Origin of the sequence: Actinoplanes sp. NPDC049681 (assembly GCF_044465265.1) — a bacterium.
Taxonomy (GTDB): domain Bacteria; phylum Actinomycetota; class Actinomycetes; order Mycobacteriales; family Micromonosporaceae; genus Actinoplanes.
Genome location: NZ_JBITLP010000001.1, coordinates 145,227 through 162,648, shown reverse-complemented (window position 1 = coordinate 162,648; position 17,422 = coordinate 145,227). Strand labels below are relative to the sequence as shown.

General features: G+C 71.2%; 14 protein-coding genes. 10 read left to right on the top strand and 4 right to left on the bottom strand.

Annotated features, from left to right (window positions below; genetic code table 11):
- A partial coding sequence (locus ACIBO8_RS00775) for a hypothetical protein (RefSeq protein WP_396113001.1) occupies positions 1-212 on the bottom strand: 212 nt, incomplete at its 3' end.
- Positions 213-522: 310 nt separating this feature from the next.
- Between ACIBO8_RS00775 and ACIBO8_RS00770 the strand changes: the two genes are divergently transcribed.
- The 7 genes from ACIBO8_RS00770 (at position 523) to ACIBO8_RS00740 (ending at position 11,020) form a co-directional block, all read left to right on the top strand.
- The gene (locus tag ACIBO8_RS00770; RefSeq protein ID WP_396113000.1) at positions 523-1,872 is read left to right on the top strand and encodes an acetyl/propionyl/methylcrotonyl-CoA carboxylase subunit alpha; all 1,350 of its coding nucleotides are present in this window, start codon (positions 523-525) and stop codon (positions 1,870-1,872) included.
- A gap of 5 nt (positions 1,873-1,877) precedes the next feature.
- The gene (locus tag ACIBO8_RS00765; RefSeq protein WP_396112999.1) at positions 1,878-2,759 is read left to right on the top strand and encodes a hydroxymethylglutaryl-CoA lyase; all 882 of its coding nucleotides are present in this window, start codon (positions 1,878-1,880) and stop codon (positions 2,757-2,759) included.
- 153 nt (positions 2,760-2,912) lie between these two features.
- The gene (locus ACIBO8_RS00760) at positions 2,913-4,025 is read left to right on the top strand and encodes a hypothetical protein (RefSeq protein ID WP_396112998.1); all 1,113 of its coding nucleotides are present in this window, start codon (positions 2,913-2,915) and stop codon (positions 4,023-4,025) included.
- A 261-nt stretch (positions 4,026-4,286) separates the two neighbouring features.
- Positions 4,287-5,438: a chaplin family protein gene (locus ACIBO8_RS00755; protein ID WP_396112997.1), complete on the top strand. Its 1,152-nt coding sequence runs from the start codon at positions 4,287-4,289 to the stop codon at positions 5,436-5,438.
- 261 nt (positions 5,439-5,699) lie between these two features.
- A complete protein-coding gene (locus tag ACIBO8_RS00750) occupies positions 5,700-7,226 on the top strand; it encodes an acyl-CoA carboxylase subunit beta (protein WP_396112996.1) in 1,527 nt (508 codons plus the stop codon).
- 62 nt (positions 7,227-7,288) lie between these two features.
- Entirely contained in the window at positions 7,289-8,446 is a 1,158-nt protein-coding gene (locus ACIBO8_RS00745; protein ID WP_396112995.1) for an acyl-CoA dehydrogenase family protein, read from the top strand.
- Positions 8,447-8,560: 114 nt separating this feature from the next.
- Positions 8,561-11,020, top strand: coding sequence for an ATP-binding protein (locus ACIBO8_RS00740; RefSeq protein ID WP_396112994.1), 2,460 nt, complete (start codon positions 8,561-8,563; stop codon positions 11,018-11,020).
- A gap of 296 nt (positions 11,021-11,316) precedes the next feature.
- Here the strand turns inward: ACIBO8_RS00740 and ACIBO8_RS00735 are convergent, their stop codons facing one another.
- A complete protein-coding gene (locus ACIBO8_RS00735) occupies positions 11,317-11,802 on the bottom strand; it encodes a MarR family winged helix-turn-helix transcriptional regulator (protein WP_396112993.1) in 486 nt (161 codons plus the stop codon).
- 99 nt (positions 11,803-11,901) lie between these two features.
- Between ACIBO8_RS00735 and ACIBO8_RS00730 the strand changes: the two genes are divergently transcribed.
- Both ACIBO8_RS00730 and ACIBO8_RS00725 read left to right on the top strand, forming a co-directional pair.
- Positions 11,902-12,483: a YceI family protein gene (locus ACIBO8_RS00730; protein ID WP_396112992.1), complete on the top strand. Its 582-nt coding sequence runs from the start codon at positions 11,902-11,904 to the stop codon at positions 12,481-12,483.
- Positions 12,484-12,700: 217 nt separating this feature from the next.
- Positions 12,701-14,212, top strand: a complete 1,512-nt coding sequence (locus tag ACIBO8_RS00725; protein WP_396112991.1) for a glutamate-cysteine ligase family protein — start codon at positions 12,701-12,703, stop codon at positions 14,210-14,212.
- Here the strand turns inward: ACIBO8_RS00725 and ACIBO8_RS00720 are convergent.
- The gene (locus ACIBO8_RS00720; RefSeq protein WP_396112990.1) at positions 14,209-16,119 is read right to left on the bottom strand and encodes a Hansenula MRAKII killer toxin-resistant protein 1; all 1,911 of its coding nucleotides are present in this window, start codon (positions 16,117-16,119) and stop codon (positions 14,209-14,211) included. The genes ACIBO8_RS00725 and ACIBO8_RS00720 overlap by 4 nt on opposite strands.
- Positions 16,120-16,225: 106 nt before the next feature.
- On the opposite strand from ACIBO8_RS00720, the gene ACIBO8_RS00715 reads away from it, so the two are divergent.
- Positions 16,226-17,050 carry a PASTA domain-containing protein gene (locus ACIBO8_RS00715; RefSeq protein ID WP_396112989.1) on the top strand — a complete coding sequence of 275 codons (825 nt, stop codon included), beginning with the start codon at positions 16,226-16,228 and terminating at the stop codon, positions 17,048-17,050.
- 18 nt (positions 17,051-17,068) lie between these two features.
- On the opposite strand, the gene ACIBO8_RS00710 is transcribed toward ACIBO8_RS00715, so the two are convergent.
- Positions 17,069-17,368 carry a hypothetical protein gene (locus tag ACIBO8_RS00710; protein ID WP_396112988.1) on the bottom strand — a complete coding sequence of 100 codons (300 nt, stop codon included), beginning with the start codon at positions 17,366-17,368 and terminating at the stop codon, positions 17,069-17,071.
- Positions 17,369-17,422 lie beyond the last annotated feature (54 nt).

Here is a 17,422-nt window from a genome sequence, read left to right as displayed (position 1 = left end):
ACAGGCGCCGACCGTGGCAACTGTCCCGGCGGCCAGGCGCCGACCGTGGCAACTGTCCCGGCGGCTACCAGGCGCGGACCGTGGCCGCGTCCCCGGCGCGGCAGGGCGCGGATCGCGGCGACCGTCCGGGCGCGGGCAGGGCTCAGGCCGTGGCGACGGTGACAGGGTGCGGGCAGGGCGAAGACCGTGGAGACGGTGACAAGTGCCGGCACTCGGAGATGCTGGGGCGCGCTGCGAGTAGCCGAGCGGCACGCACCGCCGAGGAGACCAGAACGCCGCGCGCGGAGATACACGAAGGACCACGCCCGCCGAGCCGACCGGAACAAGACCGCCCTGGAGCCCGGAAGAGCGATGACGTCATGGGCGCACAAGCTTCCACGTAACAGCCAGCCGGATGAAGCCACACCCCGGACCGCCTAACTGAAGCACCCCACCGAGCCGGGCCCACCCCCGCCCCCAGCTCACCCGCCACCGTCTCGAGCCACCCCTTCGAGACCGACCCCACCGAAGAGAAAGAGCGAAATGATCGAGTCGCTGCTCATCGCCAACCGGGGCGAGATCGCCCGCCGGATCATCCGCACCGCCAAGCGGCTGGGGGTTCGTTCGATCGCGGTTCACTCCGAGGCGGACGCGGGCATGCCCTTCGTCACCGAGGCCGATGAGGCGGTGTGCGTGGGACCCGCCAACCCCGCTCAGAGCTATCGCAACACCGAGGCGATCCTTGCCGCGGCCAAGGCGACCGGTGCGCAGGCCATCCACCCCGGCTACGGCTTCCTGAGCGAGAACGCCGACTTCGCCCGTACCGTCGAAGCGAACGGCCTGGTGTGGGTCGGGCCCGGCGCCGATGCGATCAGCGCGATGGGCGACAAGATCAATGCGCGGAACCTGATGGCGGCGGCCGGCGTGCCGGTCGCGCCCGGGACGCAGGACCCGGCGGCGTCCGCCGAGGCGGCGATCGAGGCGGCCGGCGAGATCGGCTACCCGGTGATGGTCAAGGCGGCTGCCGGCGGTGGTGGCATGGGGATGGCCGTCGCGAACGACGAGGCCGGGCTGCGGGCCGAGTACGACAAGGTCCGCGCCTTCGCCGAGCGGATGTTCGGTGACGGCTCGGTGCTCATCGAGCGCTATTTCCCCCGGGTCCGGCACGTCGAGGTGCAGATTCTCGGCCTGGCGGACGGCCGGGTGATCGCTCTCAGCGAGCGGGAGTGTTCGGTGCAGCGCCGCAATCAGAAGCTGGTCGAGGAGGCGCCGAGCCCGGCCGTCGGGCCGGAGCTGCGGGCTCGTTTCCTCGCCGCCGCGGTGAAGGCCGGGGAGGCGGTCGGCTACCGCAACGCCGGTACGGTCGAGTGCCTGCTCGACCCGGCCACCGGCGAGTTCTTCTTCCTCGAGATGAACACCCGGCTGCAGGTGGAGCACCCGATCACCGAGCTGATCCACGGCATCGACCTGGTCGAGCAGCAGCTGCGGATCGCTTCCGGTGAGGCGCCCACGTTCGACGTCGAGAACCTCGCAACGACCGGTCATGCCATCGAATTGCGGGTCAATGCCGAGGATCCGAAGCGGTTCCTTCCCGGGCCCGGTCAGGTCGCGACCTGGGTCGAGCCGACGGGCGAGGGGGTCCGGGTGGATTCCGGGTACGCGGCGGGCACCACGGTCACGCCGTTCTACGACTCTCTGATGGCCAAGCTGATCGTCATCGGGGCCGACCGGGCCGAGGCGATCGAGCGGGCACGGGCCGCGGTGGCCGGATTCGAGATCGCCGGGCCGAAGAACAACCTGCCCTTCTTCGCCGAGCTGCTGGAGAACGACGAGTTCCTCTCCGGCGACTACGACACCGGCATCGTCGGCCGCATGCGCGCTGGAAAGAAGTGAGGACCATGACGACGGCGGTTTCCATCCGGGAAGTGGCCCCGCGCGACGGGCTGCAGAACGAAGAGCCCATCCCCACCGACGACAAGGTGCGCCTGATCGACGCCCTCTCGCGCACCGGCGTCAAGCGCATCGAGGCCGTCTCGTTCGTCCATCCCAAGGCCATCCCGCAGATGGCCGACGCGGACGAGGTCTGGGCGCGTGCCTGGCACAACCCCGACATCCGCTACTCGGCGCTGATCCCCAACAGCCGCGGCGCGCAGCGGGCGATCGCGGCCGGCTTCGGTGAGATCGAAGTCGTCGTCTCCGCGAGCGACACGCACAACCGTAGGAACCTGAACCGGTCGACCGAGGAGTCGCTCGACGACATCGCCGCGCTGATCCCGCTGGTGCATGACGCCGGGGCCACGCTCGAGGTCATCGTCGCCACCAGCTTCGGCTGCCCGTTCGAGGGCGACATCGACCCCAAGCGGGTCGCCGGCATCGTGGACCGGGTCCGTGCCGACGGCGCCGACCGCGTCGCGTTCGGCGACACGACCGGCATGGCGACCCCGCGCCGGGTCCGGGACCTGCTTTCGGAGGTACGCCCGGAGCTGCTCCACTTCCACAACACCAGGGGTACGGGGCTGGCGAACGTCCTGACCGCCCTGGAGCTCGGCGTCACCGAGTTCGACGCGAGCGTGGGCGGGATCGGGGGGTGCCCGTACGCGCCCGGTGCTTCCGGCAACATCGCCACCGAGGAGCTCGTGCACATGCTGGAGGACATGGGCATCGACACCGGGATCGACCTCGAATCGCTGATCGAGGTCGCCGGTATGGCGGAAGGGCTGCTCGGGCGCACGCTCCCGTCGGGTGTTCTTCGGGCCGGGCCGCGCACCAGATTGGTGTGATCGCCGTTTCTCATTCCCCGGCCTGATGGGGAAAACGTCCGATCGATTTTCTCCATTCGTCCGCGTGACCCTGACTGTGTCGCTTCGTTACCAATACCGAGTGGCCGATCATTTCGGCCGCTGGTCACGAGTCGACGACGAGGGGCGGGACCAATGACGGGGTGGGGGGTCGAGCGCGAGACGCGCCCGGCACGCCGTCCGTCGGTCGTCTCGTCCACCGGCCCCGCGCTCATGCCGCCCCACAGCCAGGGGGCGGACCGGCGGCGGGGGAACCGGTCCGGGCCCCGGTGGGGTCTGCGTGCACTGGTCGTCGGCGGGATCGCCGGCGCGGCCTGGTTGCTCTCCGGAGCCGCCGCGCACGCCGCGCAGCACGAGCCGGTGACCGGCGGACTCATCGGAGCCGCCACCAAGGTCGCCACCCAGGCCGTCGGCCACGACAAAGCCGGCCACCACACGGTCGTCAACGGCAACGCTCGTCACGGCAAAGCCGGCCACGACAAGGCCGGCAGCGCTGGTCACGGCAAAGCCGGCCACGACGGGGGCAGCGCCTCCCTGCTCAACGCCGTGGTTCACGGCGTTCAGGGGGATGCGCCGGTGGTCGGCCGGGTCCTCAAGGCGGCCGTCAGGCCGTGGGAATCCGACGGGCACCACACCGGCCTCGGCACGGTGACCACGATCCCGAAGAGCCTCGTGGACACGGTTGGCGAGGTCACGCACGGTACGAAGGACGCGGCGCCCGCCCTGAGCGGCGTCGACCGCGTCATCCGGGACATCACCGCCCCAGTTCGCCTTGCCGGCGAGGCGGTGGACACCCGGCCGCTCGACCCGATGATCGTTCCGGCGACCGACCTTCCGCAGTACGCGGCAGAGCCGGAGCCGGTGCCATCGCAGCAGGACCGTCCGGAGCCGGACGCGGGCGCCACGACGCCCGGTCTGTCCGGCATGGACGTCGCCGCGGGCGAGCAGAAGTCCGCACCGGTCCTCATCCAGGACCTCGTGCGGCACCCGGTGGGAGCCGTCTCCGTGCGGGAGACGGTCCGCGAGACACCCGATGGTGACGGACCCGCGCCGCTGCGGGTTGACCTCGGGGCAGCGAACGGGTTCCCGGCCTCCGGGGCGGGAACTGCGACGGACGGTGGCCCCTCTGCGGCCGTCCTTCCGTCAGCGGTCGCCGACAGCACGACGGCCTGCCGTCGGCTGCCGATCGCGACCGATGTCGAGGTCCGGCGCCACGACGCCGAGGCACCGACCGTCTCACCTGACTAGTGACGCCCGCGCCGGGCGCATGGCGCCCGGGCGACGAGGGCCCGATTCCTGGAACCGTTTGCGAACAAGCGGCGAATCATCACCAGGCCCGGGGTCGTCACACACCGCAGCGAAAGCGCCGGTCAGCAATGAATGGGCGCACGTCGACGAGCGGGGTCAGGGCAACCGTAAAACAGCCAGGGCACCGCTGCGCCCGGAAGCACCATTCAATTGAATACGCGACTCACCATTTCTGACAATTGTGAAAGGCTTCTTCTCTCCATGAAGACTTGGGTTCGTAAGACTCTGAGCGTCGGTGTCCTGGCCGCGGGCGCCCTCCTGTTCGCCCCGGGCATGGCGCACGCCGACGTCTCGCAGAGCAGCACCGACAACGTCGGTGTCGCCAACGGCACGCAGGTGCTCACCAAGGTGGCCGTGCCGCTGAACGTGGTCGGCAACTCGATCGGCGTCGCCGGCGAGTCGAACGCCGCGGGCCAGGGCATCAACTGGGTCGAGAGCGGCAAGGGTGGCAAGTACCACCAGAAGTCGCACGGCAACGTCGGGATCCTGAACGGCACCCAGGTGCTCGTGCCGATCGACGTGCCCGTCAACGTCGTGGGCAACGCGGTCTCCGTGCTGGGTGTGGCCAACGCGGCCGGCACCGGCGCCAACAACACCGAGAGCGCGAAGACCGAGAGCGGCAAGGTCGACCAGGACTCGCACGACAACGTGGGCGCCCTCAACGGCACCCAGGTCGCGGCGCCGATCGACGTGCCGGTCAACGTCTGCGGCAACTCGCTGGCCATCCTGGGCCTGTCGAACGCCCAGGCGGCCTGCATGAACGGTGGGCACTCCACCGAGGGTGGCATCTGGCAGGGCAGCTCGGACAACGTGGGCGTCGGCAACGGCACCCAGGTCGCGCTCCCGGTGTACGCCCCGCTCAACGTGACGGGCAACGCGGCCGGCGTCCTCGGTGTCGCGAACGCGGCCGGCGCGTCGTCGAACGAGTCGGGTCACCAGGGTGGCGGCATCAAGCAGGACAGCAACGGCAACGTCGGCCTGCTGAACGGCACCCAGGTCGCGGCGCCGATCAGCATCCCGGTCAACGTGTGCGGCAACGCGCTCGCGGTCCTCGGTACGGCGGACGCGGCGGCGGCCTGCTCGAACGGCACCACCGGCAACGGCGGCGACCAGGGCGGCGACGACAACGGTGGCGACAACGGCGGCTACCCGGGTGACGACAACGGCGACGACGTCGGTGGCGACGGCGGTGCCCAGGGCGACGACACCTACGGCGACGCCCCGCGCAAGGCGCACAAGGCGCACGCCGCCAGCAACACCGAGGGCACCGCGGTGGACGGCCTCACCCAGAACCTGAGCAACGCCGGTGGCGTCAACCTGGGCGGCCTCGACGTCCAGAAGCTGCTCAAGTAAGAAACCGCCCAGAAGCTGCTCGAGTACGGCTCACGTAGCGGATCGAGCAGCCAGCAGGCCCGGGTCACACCGGTCCCGGGTGTGACCCGAGCGGCGCCGTGAGGCGTCGATGCAGGAGAAGAAACCGGTGCTCCTCCACAGCACCGGGCACCAAAAATCGGACGGGAGTCTCCGCGAGTGCGGAGGCTCCCGTTCGCGTCTGGTCCCAGACTCTGGAATGCGCTAGCCTAACGATCGTTCAGGACCGAACGAGGGGGCCACGTGGCATTCGACGAGGAAGCGCTGGCGCAGGCGCGCAAGCGGGCGGTCGCCGGCGGGGCGGAGAAGTACCACGCCGCCAACGCCGCGAAGGGCAAGCTCTTCGCGCGCGAGCGGATCGCCCTGCTCGTCGACGACGGTTCGTTCGTCGAGGACGGCCTCTACGCCAACAGTCTGGCCGAGGGGCTGCCGGCCGACGGCGTGATCACCGGAAACGCCCGGATCGACGGGCGCGAGGTGTGCATCATGGCCAACGACTCCACCGTGAAGGCGGGGTCGTGGGGTGCCCGTACCGTTGAAAAGATCATCCGGATCATCGAGCGGGCGTATGCGACCGGCGTACCGATGGTCTATCTCGTGGATTCCGCGGGCGCGCGCATCACCGACCAGGTCGACCTGTTCCCGGGCCGGCGCGGAGCCGGCAAGATCTTCCACAACCAGGTGCGCGCGTCGGGGTCGATCCCGCAGGTCTGCGCGCTGTTCGGACCGTCCGCCGCGGGCGGTGCCTACATCCCCGCGTTCTGCGACGTGGTGGCGATGGTCGAGGGCAACGCCAGCATGTACCTCGGCTCCGACCGCATGGTCGAGATGGTCACGGGGGAGAAGACGACGCTCGAGGCGATGGGCGGCGCGCGGGTGCACTGCGCGGAGTCCGGCGTCGGGCACTTTCTGTGCAAGACCGAACAGGATGCCCTCGAGGCCGTCCGCACGTACCTGTCCTATCTGCCGGCGAACTACACCCAGCAGCCGCCGGTGGCGGAGGCGGCCGAACCGGCCAATGTGGATCTTGGCGCCCTGGTGCCGGCGAGCGAGCGGCAGGCGTTCGACATGCGCCGCTACATCAAGGGGATCGTCGACCAGGGATCGTTCTTCGAGATTCAGGCGCTCTGGGCCAAGGAGCTGACGATCGGCTTCGCGCGGCTCGACGGCCAGGTCGTCGGCGTGGTCGGCAACAACTCGATGTTCAAGGGCGGCGTGCTCTTCGTCGACTCCGCCGACAAGGCGAGCCGGTTCGTGCAGCTCTGCGACGCCTTCAACGTGCCGCTGCTCTTCCTCTCCGACGTGCCGGGCTTCATGGTCGGCTCGGCCGTGGAGAAGCAGGGCATCATCCGGCACGGCGCCAAGATGATCACCGCGATCTCCGAGGCGACCGTGCCCAAGATCTGCGTCGTCGTGCGCAAGGCGTACGGCGCCGGCCTGTACGCGATGGCCGGTCCGGGCTTCGACCCCGACGCGACGATCGCCCTGCCCACCGCCAAGATCGCGGTGATGGGGGCCGAGGCGGCCGTGAACGCCGTCTACGCCAACAAGATCGCGGCGCTGCCCGAGGAGGACCGCGCCGCCTTCATCGCCGAGCGCCGCGCCGAGTACGAGCGCGACATCGACATCCTGCGTCTCGCCAGCGAGCTCGTCATCGACGCCATCGTCGAGCCCGGTGACCTGCGCGGCGAGCTGGTCCGCCGGTTCGCCGCCGCCCGCGGCAAGGACCGCAGTTTCTCCCGTCGGCGCCACGGCGTCACTCCCGTCTGAAAACCGTCCTGAGCTCACCCGCGGCGGAAAACCCAGGAAAGTTCGTTCTGAAAGGACACGCCATGGTCGACTTCCGGCTCAGCGAAGAGCAGGAGGCGCTGCGCGACAGCGTGCGGGACTTCGCCCGCGAGCAGGTCGCGCCGGTGATCGCCGAGCATTACGAGCACAAGACCTTCCCGTACGACCTCATCCGGCAGATGGGCAAGATGGGCCTGTTCGGGCTCCCCTTCGCCGAGGAGCACGGCGGCATGGGCGGCGACTACTTCGCGCTCTGCCTGGCCCTCGAGGAGCTGGCGCGGGTCGACAGCAGCGTCGCGATCACCCTGGAGGCGGCGGTCTCGCTGGGTGCCATGCCGATCTACCGCTTCGGTACGGACGAGCAGAAGGCGCGCTGGCTCCCGCAGCTGACCAGCGGCGAGGCCCTGGCCGCCTTCGGTCTCACCGAGCCGGGTACGGGCTCCGACGCCGCCGGAACCACCACGCGCGCGGTGCTCGACGAGGCCACGGGCGAGTGGGTCATCAACGGCTCCAAGGCCTTCATCACCAACTCGGGCACCGACATCACCAGCCTGGTGACGGTCATGGCGGTGACGGGCACGCGGCCGGACGGCTCGAAGGAGCTGTCCACGATCATCGTCCCGTCGGGCACCCCCGGATTCACCGTCGCGCCGGGCTACTCCAAGGTCGGCTGGTGCGCCTCGGACACCCACGAGCTGGCGTTCGACGACGTACGCGTACCGGCGGCGAACCTGCTCGGCGAGCGCGGCCGCGGCTTCGCCCAGTTCCTGCGGATCCTCGACGAGGGACGGATCGCCATCGCGGCCCTGTCCACCGGCCTGGCGCAGGGCTGCGTCGACGAGTCGGTCAAGTACGCGAAGGAGCGCCAGGCGTTCGGGCAGCCGATCGGCAACTACCAGGCCGTACAGTTCATGATCGCGGACATGGAGATGCGGGCCCGCAACGCACGGCTGGGCTACTACGAGGCGGCGGCACGGATGCTGGCCGGCGAGGACTTCAAGCACGAGGCCGCCCTCGCCAAGCTCTACGCGAGCGAGGCCGCGATGGACAACGCCCGGTGGGCGACCCAGGTGCACGGCGGCTACGGCTTCATGAACGAGTCGGCGGTCGGCCGCTTCTACCGCGACGCCAAGATCCTCGAGATCGGTGAGGGCACGTCCGAGGTGCAGCGGATGATCATCGCGCGGGGGCTCGGACTGTAGATCTTGGACGCCGAGGCAGGATCCGCGGCAAATCCGGCGGCAGATGCGTCGGTTAGTCGACAATCGGCCGTCTGAACTCGGCATCCATCATCGTGTCTGCCTAGGTTCGTCTTCATGACGTCCGATCACGGGGCGGACCACGAAGGTCCGGGATTCGACGCCGTGCTGCGCAGCTACCGGCTGCGGGCGAAGCTGACGCAGGAGGAACTCGCGGCGCGCGCCGCGGTCGGTGTGCGCACGGTGCGCGACCTCGAACGCGGCCGCGCGTCCCGGCCGCAGCGCACCACGGCGGAGCTGCTCGCCGCGGCGCTGGGACTCGCCGGCGCCGACCGGCTCGCGTTCCTGGCCGCGGCCCGGGGCCACTCACTGCTGTCGCCGCCGGCCCCGCGGTACGTACGCCTGCCGCCGCCCGGGGATCTCATCGGCCGCGACGAGGACGTGGCCCAGCTGGCTGCCCGCCTCTCGCAACGGGCGGGAGACGGCGCGCGCGGCATCACGCTGGTCGGACTCGCCGGGGTCGGCAAGACCAGCCTGGCGCTCGCCGTCTCGCACCGCGTCGCCGCCGCCTATCCCGGCGGGGTGGCCGGCATCGTCGTCACCGACGGCTCCACCACGGGCGAGGTGTTGGGCGGGGTGGCGGCGGTCTTCGGGGTGGGGCGGCCCGCCGACCTCGCACCCCGCTTCGCGGGCCGCTCGGCGCTGCTGCTGGTCGACGCGGTGGACCGCGCTCCGGAGGCGCTCGCGGAAGCGCTCGGCCGGCTGCTCGCCCAGCACCCGACGCTGCGTTTCCTGGCCACCGGCCGGCATCCCATCGGGCTGCCGTCGGAGCGGGTATGGCCGGTCGCGCCGCTGATCGCCCCGCCCGCGGAAGCCGGGACGGACCTCGCCGACGTGGCCACCTATCCCGCGGCGGCCCTCTTCCTCGACCGGCTCGCGCGGGTTCGCGGTATCCCCGTCCAGCCCGACGAGGCGGCCCCGCTGGCGGCGCTCGTCCGCCGCCTCGGCGGCCTGCCCATCGCCCTCGAGCTGGCGGCCGCCCGGGGCCGGGTGCTCACCGTCGCCGAAATTCTTGATCGGTACGGCGACCGCGTGCTGGACCTGTCCGGCCGCCCGGCCGACGGCGGCGTGGCAGGCGCCGAGACCGGAGTCGTCTCGGTACGGGAAGCCGTGGCGGCCAGCTACCGCCTGCTCTCCGCCGAGGAGCAGAAGGCGCTGCACCGGCTCGCGACGTTCCGCAACCGCTGGTCCCTGGACCTCGCCGAGCAGATCGTCGACCGCGATCCGGCGGTGGACGTGGTGCACCTGCTCGACCGGTTCCTCGAGCTCGGCCTGCTCAGCGCCCGCGGCGCCCGCGCGTTCCGCTTCCGCCTGCTCGACGTGGTGGGCGACTACGCGTGCGAGCAGGCGGCGGCCCAGGGCGACCTCCCCGCGGCCCGGCAGCGGCACGCCGAGGTGATGGCCGACCTGGCGGCGAGCATCGCCCGTGACCTCAAGGGCGCCCACCTCGCCGAGGCGGCCGCGCGGCTCGACGACGTGGCGGGCGACCTCGGCGCCGCCCTCACGTACGCGGCCAAGGAGGATCCGCACACGGCCCTGCGCCTCGCCGCGTGCCTGCCGCGGTGGTGGCGGTTCCGCGGCCGGGACGTGACCGGGCGGCAGTGGCTGCGGCGGCTGCTCGCCGATCCGCGTACGGCGGACGCCGACCCGGCGATCCGAGCCTGGGCGAAGGTCGGCCTGGCGCAGCTGGCGCTGGAGCACGGCTCGGGCGCGGAGGAGATCGGCTCGGCCGAGGCGGCCCTCACCGAGTTCACCGAACTGGAGGACGTCGCCGGCCAGCTCACCGCCCACACCCAGCTCGCCGCCCTGTGGATGACCACCCACGGCTACGACCGCGCCCGGGAGCACGGCGAGGCGGCGCTCGAGCTCGCGCGCCTCACCGGCCGCCTCCGCGACATGGCGGTGGCCGAGAACAACCTGGCGTGGCACGAGATCCGCCAGGGCGATCTGTCGGCGGCGCGGGCCCGGCTCGCCGCGGTGGACAGGCTGGCCAGCCGATGCGGTGAGCACCGGCTGCGGGCGGTCGCCGGCGGCAACCTGGCGGAGGTGGAGCGACTCGACGGCCACCCGGAGGAGGCGGCACGGCTGGGCCGGCACGCCGTCGCGGAGCTGGAGGACGTCGGGGATCCGAGTCACCGCCGCCGCGTCCTGGCCACGGTCGGCCTGGCACTCGCCGAGGCCGGACGGGAGCGGGAGGCCGAGGCGGCGCTCGCCGAGCTTCGGCCCTCGGATTCGCACGCGCCGGTCGACGGCCCGGTCGCGCTGGTGGAGGGGGCGCTGGCGCTGCTGCGAGGCGACGAGCGCCGGGCCGCCGAGAGCTTCCGGGCCGCGGTCGCGGCGTACGAGGGCGACTACGACCCCCGTGACACCGTGGAGGCGTTGGTGGGGCTGGTCCGGAGCACCCCGGAGCCGGATCAGCGCGCCAAGGTGGTGCACCGGTTGACGGAGATGTGCCGTACGGGTGGCATCACGCTGCTGCCGCGGGAGCGGATCCTGATCGGCGAGCCGCAGGACTGAGGGGGAACCGCGGCGAGGACGGCCGGCGTTTTCCGTGCCCCCCACAACGCCGACCGTCACCACGCCCCGGTCACGCGGCGAGAACGATGGCTCCCCCGTTTGCCATGCCTCACTGGCCATGCCTCGGCCTCGGCCGCGCCGCGTCCCCCTGCGGAGATCACCCTAGCGGGGTAGAGCTGCGGAAATGCGCAGTTAGGCGGGTTTCGACCCGAGGGCAGGGCGATTCTGCCGGTAGTTCTGCCGGTTACTCACCCGTCTCTTCGCGGGTGCTCACGCACCGGCGGTGACGTCGTCACTCAGCGCTGGTCGGCCGTCTCTGCGCTACCGGCGGTCGCGCACGGATTCACCGCGTCGCGGATGGTACGCAGCGACTCCATCAGCTGGTCGAGCTGCTCGGGGGAGAGCTGGCCGACGAACCACCGCTGCATGAGCTCTAGGTGGCCGGGCAGGACCTCCTCGAGCCGCTGGAGGCCGGCCGGCGTGATCACCGCGTACGAGCTGCGGCGGTCGCTCGGGCAGGCCTCGCGCCGGACCAGGCCCTCCCGGTCCATGCGGTCGACGACCCGGGTCACGCCGCTGGTCGACAGCGACGTCTGCCCGGCGAGGTCGGTCATGCGCAGCCGGTTCTGCGGCGAACGGGCCAGCCGCAGCAGCACCTCGAACTCGACGCTCGAGAGCCGGTGCTGCTCGAACTGAGCGGCGAATCGGTTGGTCAGTCCGGTGAACGCCTCGGCGAAGAGGCCGAAGGCGGTGAACCGCGGATCGTCGAAGTCGGTACCCACGACATCTACGGTACAGCACACCCTTGACAGGGGGAATATTGCTTAGCATATAGTTGCTACGTCAGACAACGACCCGCACCGCCCTCGAGAGGACACGTCATGACCGACACCGCCGCCACTGGTACCCGCGAGTTCCAGGGCCTCCAGATCCCGGCCGCCGGCACCTACGAGCTCGACGCCGCGCACAAGCGGGTCGGCTTCGTGGTGCGTCATCTCATGGTCAGCAAGGTCCGCGGCAACTTCGCCGAGGCCACCGCGACCATCACCATCGCCGAGAACCCGCTCGAGTCCTCGGTCTCCGCCAGCATCCAGACCGCGAGCGTGCACACCGGCCAGGCCGACCGCGACAACCACCTGCGCACCGGCGACTTCTTCGAGGCGGAGAAGTACCCGACCATGGAGTTCCGCAGCACCGGCATCAAGTCGTTCGAGGGCAACGAGTTCGTGCTCGACGGCGAGCTGACGATCAAGGACGTCACCCGGCCGGTCGAGCTGGTCGTCGAGTTCGAGGGCGCCACCGTCAGCCCGTACGGTCAGCAGCTCTTCGGTTTCAGCGCGACCACCGAGATCGACCGCGAGGACTGGGGCCTGACCTACAACATGGCGCTGGAGTCCGGCGGCGTCATGATCGGCAAGAAGGTCAAGATCGAGATCGAGGGCGAGGCCATCCGCCAGGCCTGACACCCGCATTTCTTCCGAGAGGCGCCACCCGAGCCGGGTGGCGCCTCTCGTATATGCGCTTTTTCCGCCCCTCTGGCGGGCAGGACGCCGGAGTGCGATGGTGGACCGAGCGCGGCCGAACGCTCACTAAGCGCTGATGTATGTCCGTTTCGTCCCTGGCCACGGTTACCGGGTCCACATAACGTGAGAGCGTCACGCGAACGTGCCAGGAGGATCGATGGGTAAGGACCTGTCCGGTGCCGTCTTCTCGAACGAGGACCGGGTCCACTACCGGCAGAAGGTTCGCCGCTGCCTCGACGTCCTGGCCTTGATGCTGGACCGTCGCGAGGAACTCGCGGACGGGCCGCCCGGTGCCGCCACGTTCGACACGGACAGCCGCATGACCGGCCTCGAGATCGAGCTCAACCTCATGGACGCCGATGCCGAACCGGCCATGCGCAACGCCGAGATCCTCGCCAACCTGGCCGACCCCCACTTCCAGACCGAGCTGGGCCAGTTCAACCTCGAGCTCAACGCCCGCCCCCGGATGATCTGCGGCGAGGGCTTCGCCGACTACGAACGTGATCTGCTCGAAAGCCTCGGCCGCGCGGAGGACCGAGCCCACAAGTCAGACGCCACTATCGTGCTCATCGGCAGCCTGCCCACCCTCAAACCGGACCACCTCGTGCTGGCCAACCTCTCCGCCAACGAGCGCTACCGAGCCCTCAACGACCAGATCGTCGGCGCCCGCGGCGAACAGTTCAGCGTGGACATCCGCGGCGTCGAGCGCCTGCAGACGGCCAACGACTCGATCGCCCCCGAGGCGGCGTGCACCAGCGTGCAGTTCCACATGCAGGTGCCACCGGACCGGTTCGCCGCGTACTGGAACGCCTCACAGGCGGTGGCGGCGATTCAGGTGGCCATCGGGGCGAACTCGCCGTACCTGCACGGGCGGCAGCTGTGGGCGGAGACCCGGATCGCCCTGTTCGAGCAGGCCACCGACACCAGGCCGGACGAGCTCAAAGCCCAGGGCGTACGGCCGCGCGTCTGGTTCGGCGAGCGCTGGATCACGTCGGTCTTCGACCTCTTCGAGGAGAACGTCCGCTACTTCCCGCCGTTGCTGCCGATCCTCGACGAGGAGGATCCGGTCGCCGTCCTCGAGGCGGGCGGCGTACCGCACCTCGGCGAACTGCGCCTGCACAACGGCACGGTCTACCGCTGGAACCGCCCGGTCTACGACGTGATGAACGGCCGTCCCCACCTCCGGGTGGAGAACAGAGTGCTGCCGGCAGGGCCCACCGTGGTGGACATGCTCGCCAACGCCGCCTTCTACTTCGGGCTGACCCGTCAGCTCGCCGAGGAGGAACGGCCGATCTGGAGCCGGCTCGCGTTCGCAGCGGCCGAGGACAACTTCCACGCGGCGGCCCGTCGAGGCATGGAAACCACAATTCATTGGCCGGGTACGGGGGAAAGCCCCGTCACCGACCTCGTCCGCAACCAGCTGCTGCCCAAGGCACACCAAGGCCTGACGAAGTTCGGCGTCGACGCGCACCACCGCGACCGCCTGCTCGGCATCATCGACGAGCGATGCCGCACCGGCCGCAACGGCGCAACCTGGCAGACCGAGGCGGTATGGCACGCCGAACACCACCGAGGCCTCGACCGCCACGCGGCGTTGCACGACATGCTGCTGAGATACAGCGCCCACCAGCGTACGAACGAGCCGGTGCACACCTGGCCGATCGACTAGGCCTGCGGCGGAGGGGTCTTCTTCGCCGGGGGCTGTTTCCTGGCGGGCGTCTTCTTCGCGGGCGAGTCCGCATTGATCTTCGCGACGGTGGGGCTCGCCGGCGGGCGAGCGACCGTCTCTCGCGGGGGACCCTGCCTGCCGGTGCTCGGGTCGGCGGGCTGCGCAGTGGCTCGTGCCGAGACCGTTCCGGTGGGCTTCGTCTCCGCCTTCGCCGGGATCGCCCCGGTGGCCTTGGCCGGCACCGCGCCGGTGGCCTTTGCCGGCACCGCGCCGGGGGAGGCCTTGGTCGGAACGGCTCCGGCGGGCTGGGCCGGACCGACATTCGGGCCCTTAGCGGGGACCGCGGCCGGCGCCTGGGGCGGGACTGCGCCCGGAGCCTTAGCCGGGACCGCGCCCGCAGCCTGGGCGGGAACTGCGCCTGGACCGCTGGCCGGGACTGTGCCCGCAGCCTGGGCGGGATCTGCGCCCTGGGCCTTGGTAGGGACCGCGCCTCGGCCCTTGGCCGGGGGCGTTCCGGGGGCGCCCTTGGCCGGGACCGCTCCTGCGCTCGGCGGTGGGGATGTGCTCTTCGCCGCCGCACCCGACCCGGTGGCCGGCGGCGTGGCCTGGCCCTTTGCCGCGACCGCCCCGGTGGACGCCGATGCCGCTGGGCCGGACCCCTGCGGTCCAGCGGGCGCGGAGGATCGAGCTGACGCCGGAGCCTGCGCTCGTCCCGTCGCGACGGATGAGCGATCCGCGCCGCGCCGCCGCAACCGCCCGAACAGCGACGGCTTGCCGTCCCGGGAACGCGGCGTGGCCTCGGTCGATGTGCCGGGTGCCGAACGCTGCGCCGGCATGAGGTCCGTGCCGGGCCCGGGCTTGGCGTGACCGCCGACTGCTGGGCGTGACGTGGGTTCCGCGCCGGGCCCCGGCATGGGCTGCCCGCCGGCCGCCGGCTTGTCCCGCCCGCCGGCCGCCGGCTTGCCCCGCCCGCCGGCCGCGGGACTCTGCTTGGCGTCCCTGCCGGACCGTGGCCCCGGCACCAACGCCGCTCGCGGCACGGTGGTCCGTGCGGTCCGGCGTACCGCGCTCTGCTGGGCCAACGCGATCGTCGCTGCGGAGCCGGCGAGCCCGGCCAGCACCGCGTACGGCGCGATCAGATATGCCGACCCCAGTGGACCGAAGGGCGGCGACAGCTGCGGGGCGATCACGAAGAAGGCGACCGCCACCAGCAGTGGACCGACCGCACCGGAGGTGGCCGCGCCGACGCCCAGGTCACCTCGCCGGGCGGCCGGCCAGGCGGCGACCACTCCGAGCACGAAGGCGGCCAGCAGGGTGAGCAGCGCACTCGGCCAGTGGATCGTCCCCTGGGTGCCGTGCGTCGAAGCGAACTGCCAGCTGGACAGGTATGTCGCCGTCGGACGGTGCCAGAAGACGTCGGCCACGATCGCCGCCGCGGCCAGGATCCAGAGCCAGGCCGCCGTCGCGATGAGGTTGGCGGCGACCGGGCGCGACAGCACCGCCCAGTACGCGATCAGCAGCCCGAGCAGGACGCCGATCACCGCGTACCCGCCGGCCACTGTCTCCGGGGAGAAGGTGTCAGGTCGTACGGCATTGCGGGCGGGAAGCGCGATCAGCGCGACCGTCAGCAGGGCACCGACCGCCGCCGAGGCCGCGAGCGCGAAGCGCCATGGTCCGCCGACCGCCCGGCCGAGCCGCCCCGCGATGACCGCGCCGAACACGGTCGCGCTCGCGGCGATCCAGGTCGCCCAGCCGAGGCTGCCCAGCCAGATGTCGTCGCCGTCCGCGGCGCCGGCGGGCCAGACCACCACGCCCAGGCCGTAGCCGAGGCCGAGCTGGGCGGCACCCGTCCCCGCGGCCACTCCGGCCGCGGCTGCCACCTGCGCTGTCCAGCCCCTCGCGGCCATGCGGGGCACTGTAGCCGGGGCGGACCATGCCTGCGAATCGATGAGCACTTCCTTCAAGATTGGTTAAGTTGGCGGTTGAGGGATTCGGCGAACGAAAGGTGCGGCGATGTCCGACGACACCGGCGAGTTCTTTCCTTTCCGCGGCGAACCCTCCGACGAGGGCCAAAAGCACCCGAATGGGGACCCCCGATCGGGGGACGCGGACCGTACGCAGCTGTTCCCGGCCGCCGATGACGCCACGCGTGTGACACCGGCCGCAGACGATGCGACGCGTGTCACGCCACCTGCCGGGGACGCGACCGCCGTCTATCCGGCCGCGCAGGGCGCCGAGAACTGGGCGGACGACGAACAGGTCTGGGCCGGTCGCGCCGGCGTCCGGGCACCGGGTCCGGGCGATGCCACCCGTACGGACTGGGCCGCCGTGCCGGCCGAGGAGCCGCGCGGCCGCTGGTGGATGCCGATCGTGGTGGGCATCGTGGCCCTGCTGCTGCTGGGCGTCCTGAGCTGGGGGGTCTACCTGATCCTGCAGTCACGAGGCGACGACGAGGAGACGCCGGCGCCGGTGGTGACGACGTCGGCCGCTCCGGCGCCCACGACCAAGGCGACCACCACCAAGCCGCCGAGCACGGCTCCCACCACGACCGCGCCGACGAGTTCCCCGCCGAGTTCCCCGACCGACGTCACCATTCCGGCGCTGCGGGGACTCTCGCTCGACGAGGCCCGGGCGGCACTGAACCGTACGGGTCTGAACTACCGGCTGCGCTACGTGGCCAGCACCGACGCGCCCCCCGACACGGTGATCGGCAGCGACCCGACGGAGGGCCAGCAGGTCCCCGGCGACACGATCGTCAACCTGATCATCGCGGCGGAACCGACCGCCACCACGCCGGCGACCTCGCCCACGGCCACCCACGAGGTGGACGCTGACTGACCGGGCCGGCTGTTTCCGTCAGCGGTTGGCGCGCATCGCCCGGGCGGGGATGGTGCCCGAGGACATGCCCGGCTGACGGGCGTTGCGGGTGCGGGGATCCGGCGCCTTGCCGACCTGGCGAAGGCCGCTGACCTGCACGAAGATGGACCGGCGTTCGACGGCGTCGCCTGACGAGTTGAGCTCGTAGCCGTCCAGCCAGATCCAGCCCTCGTACGTCGGCCAGTCATGGACGCGGATCACCCGGAAAATCATCGGCGATGAGAATTGGACGCTCGCCGCCTTCGTCACGTGTATGACATCGCCGGACCGAGGAAGCACGTCAACTCCTGTCCTGAACAGTCTCGGGCAAACACCGCTTTGCCGCACAGTGAA

Excerpts from the sequence above, each read along its gene's own strand:
- ACIBO8_RS00725 (WP_396112991.1), top strand. The coding sequence starts at position 12,701 with ATGGGTAAGGACCTGTCCGGTGCCGTCTTCTCGAACGAGGACCGGGTC.
- ACIBO8_RS00760 (WP_396112998.1), top strand. The coding sequence starts at position 2,913 with ATGACGGGGTGGGGGGTCGAGCGCGAGACGCGCCCGGCACGCCGTCCG.
- ACIBO8_RS00715 (WP_396112989.1), top strand. The coding sequence starts at position 16,226 with ATGTCCGACGACACCGGCGAGTTCTTTCCTTTCCGCGGCGAACCCTCC.
- ACIBO8_RS00745 (WP_396112995.1), top strand. The coding sequence starts at position 7,289 with ATGGTCGACTTCCGGCTCAGCGAAGAGCAGGAGGCGCTGCGCGACAGC.
- ACIBO8_RS00770 (WP_396113000.1), top strand. The coding sequence starts at position 523 with ATGATCGAGTCGCTGCTCATCGCCAACCGGGGCGAGATCGCCCGCCGG.
- ACIBO8_RS00765 (WP_396112999.1), top strand. The coding sequence starts at position 1,878 with ATGACGACGGCGGTTTCCATCCGGGAAGTGGCCCCGCGCGACGGGCTG.
- ACIBO8_RS00730 (WP_396112992.1), top strand. The coding sequence starts at position 11,902 with ATGACCGACACCGCCGCCACTGGTACCCGCGAGTTCCAGGGCCTCCAG.
- ACIBO8_RS00740 (WP_396112994.1), top strand. The coding sequence starts at position 8,561 with ATGACGTCCGATCACGGGGCGGACCACGAAGGTCCGGGATTCGACGCC.
- ACIBO8_RS00755 (WP_396112997.1), top strand. The coding sequence starts at position 4,287 with ATGAAGACTTGGGTTCGTAAGACTCTGAGCGTCGGTGTCCTGGCCGCG.
- ACIBO8_RS00720 (WP_396112990.1), bottom strand. The coding sequence starts at position 16,119 with ATGGCCGCGAGGGGCTGGACAGCGCAGGTGGCAGCCGCGGCCGGAGTG.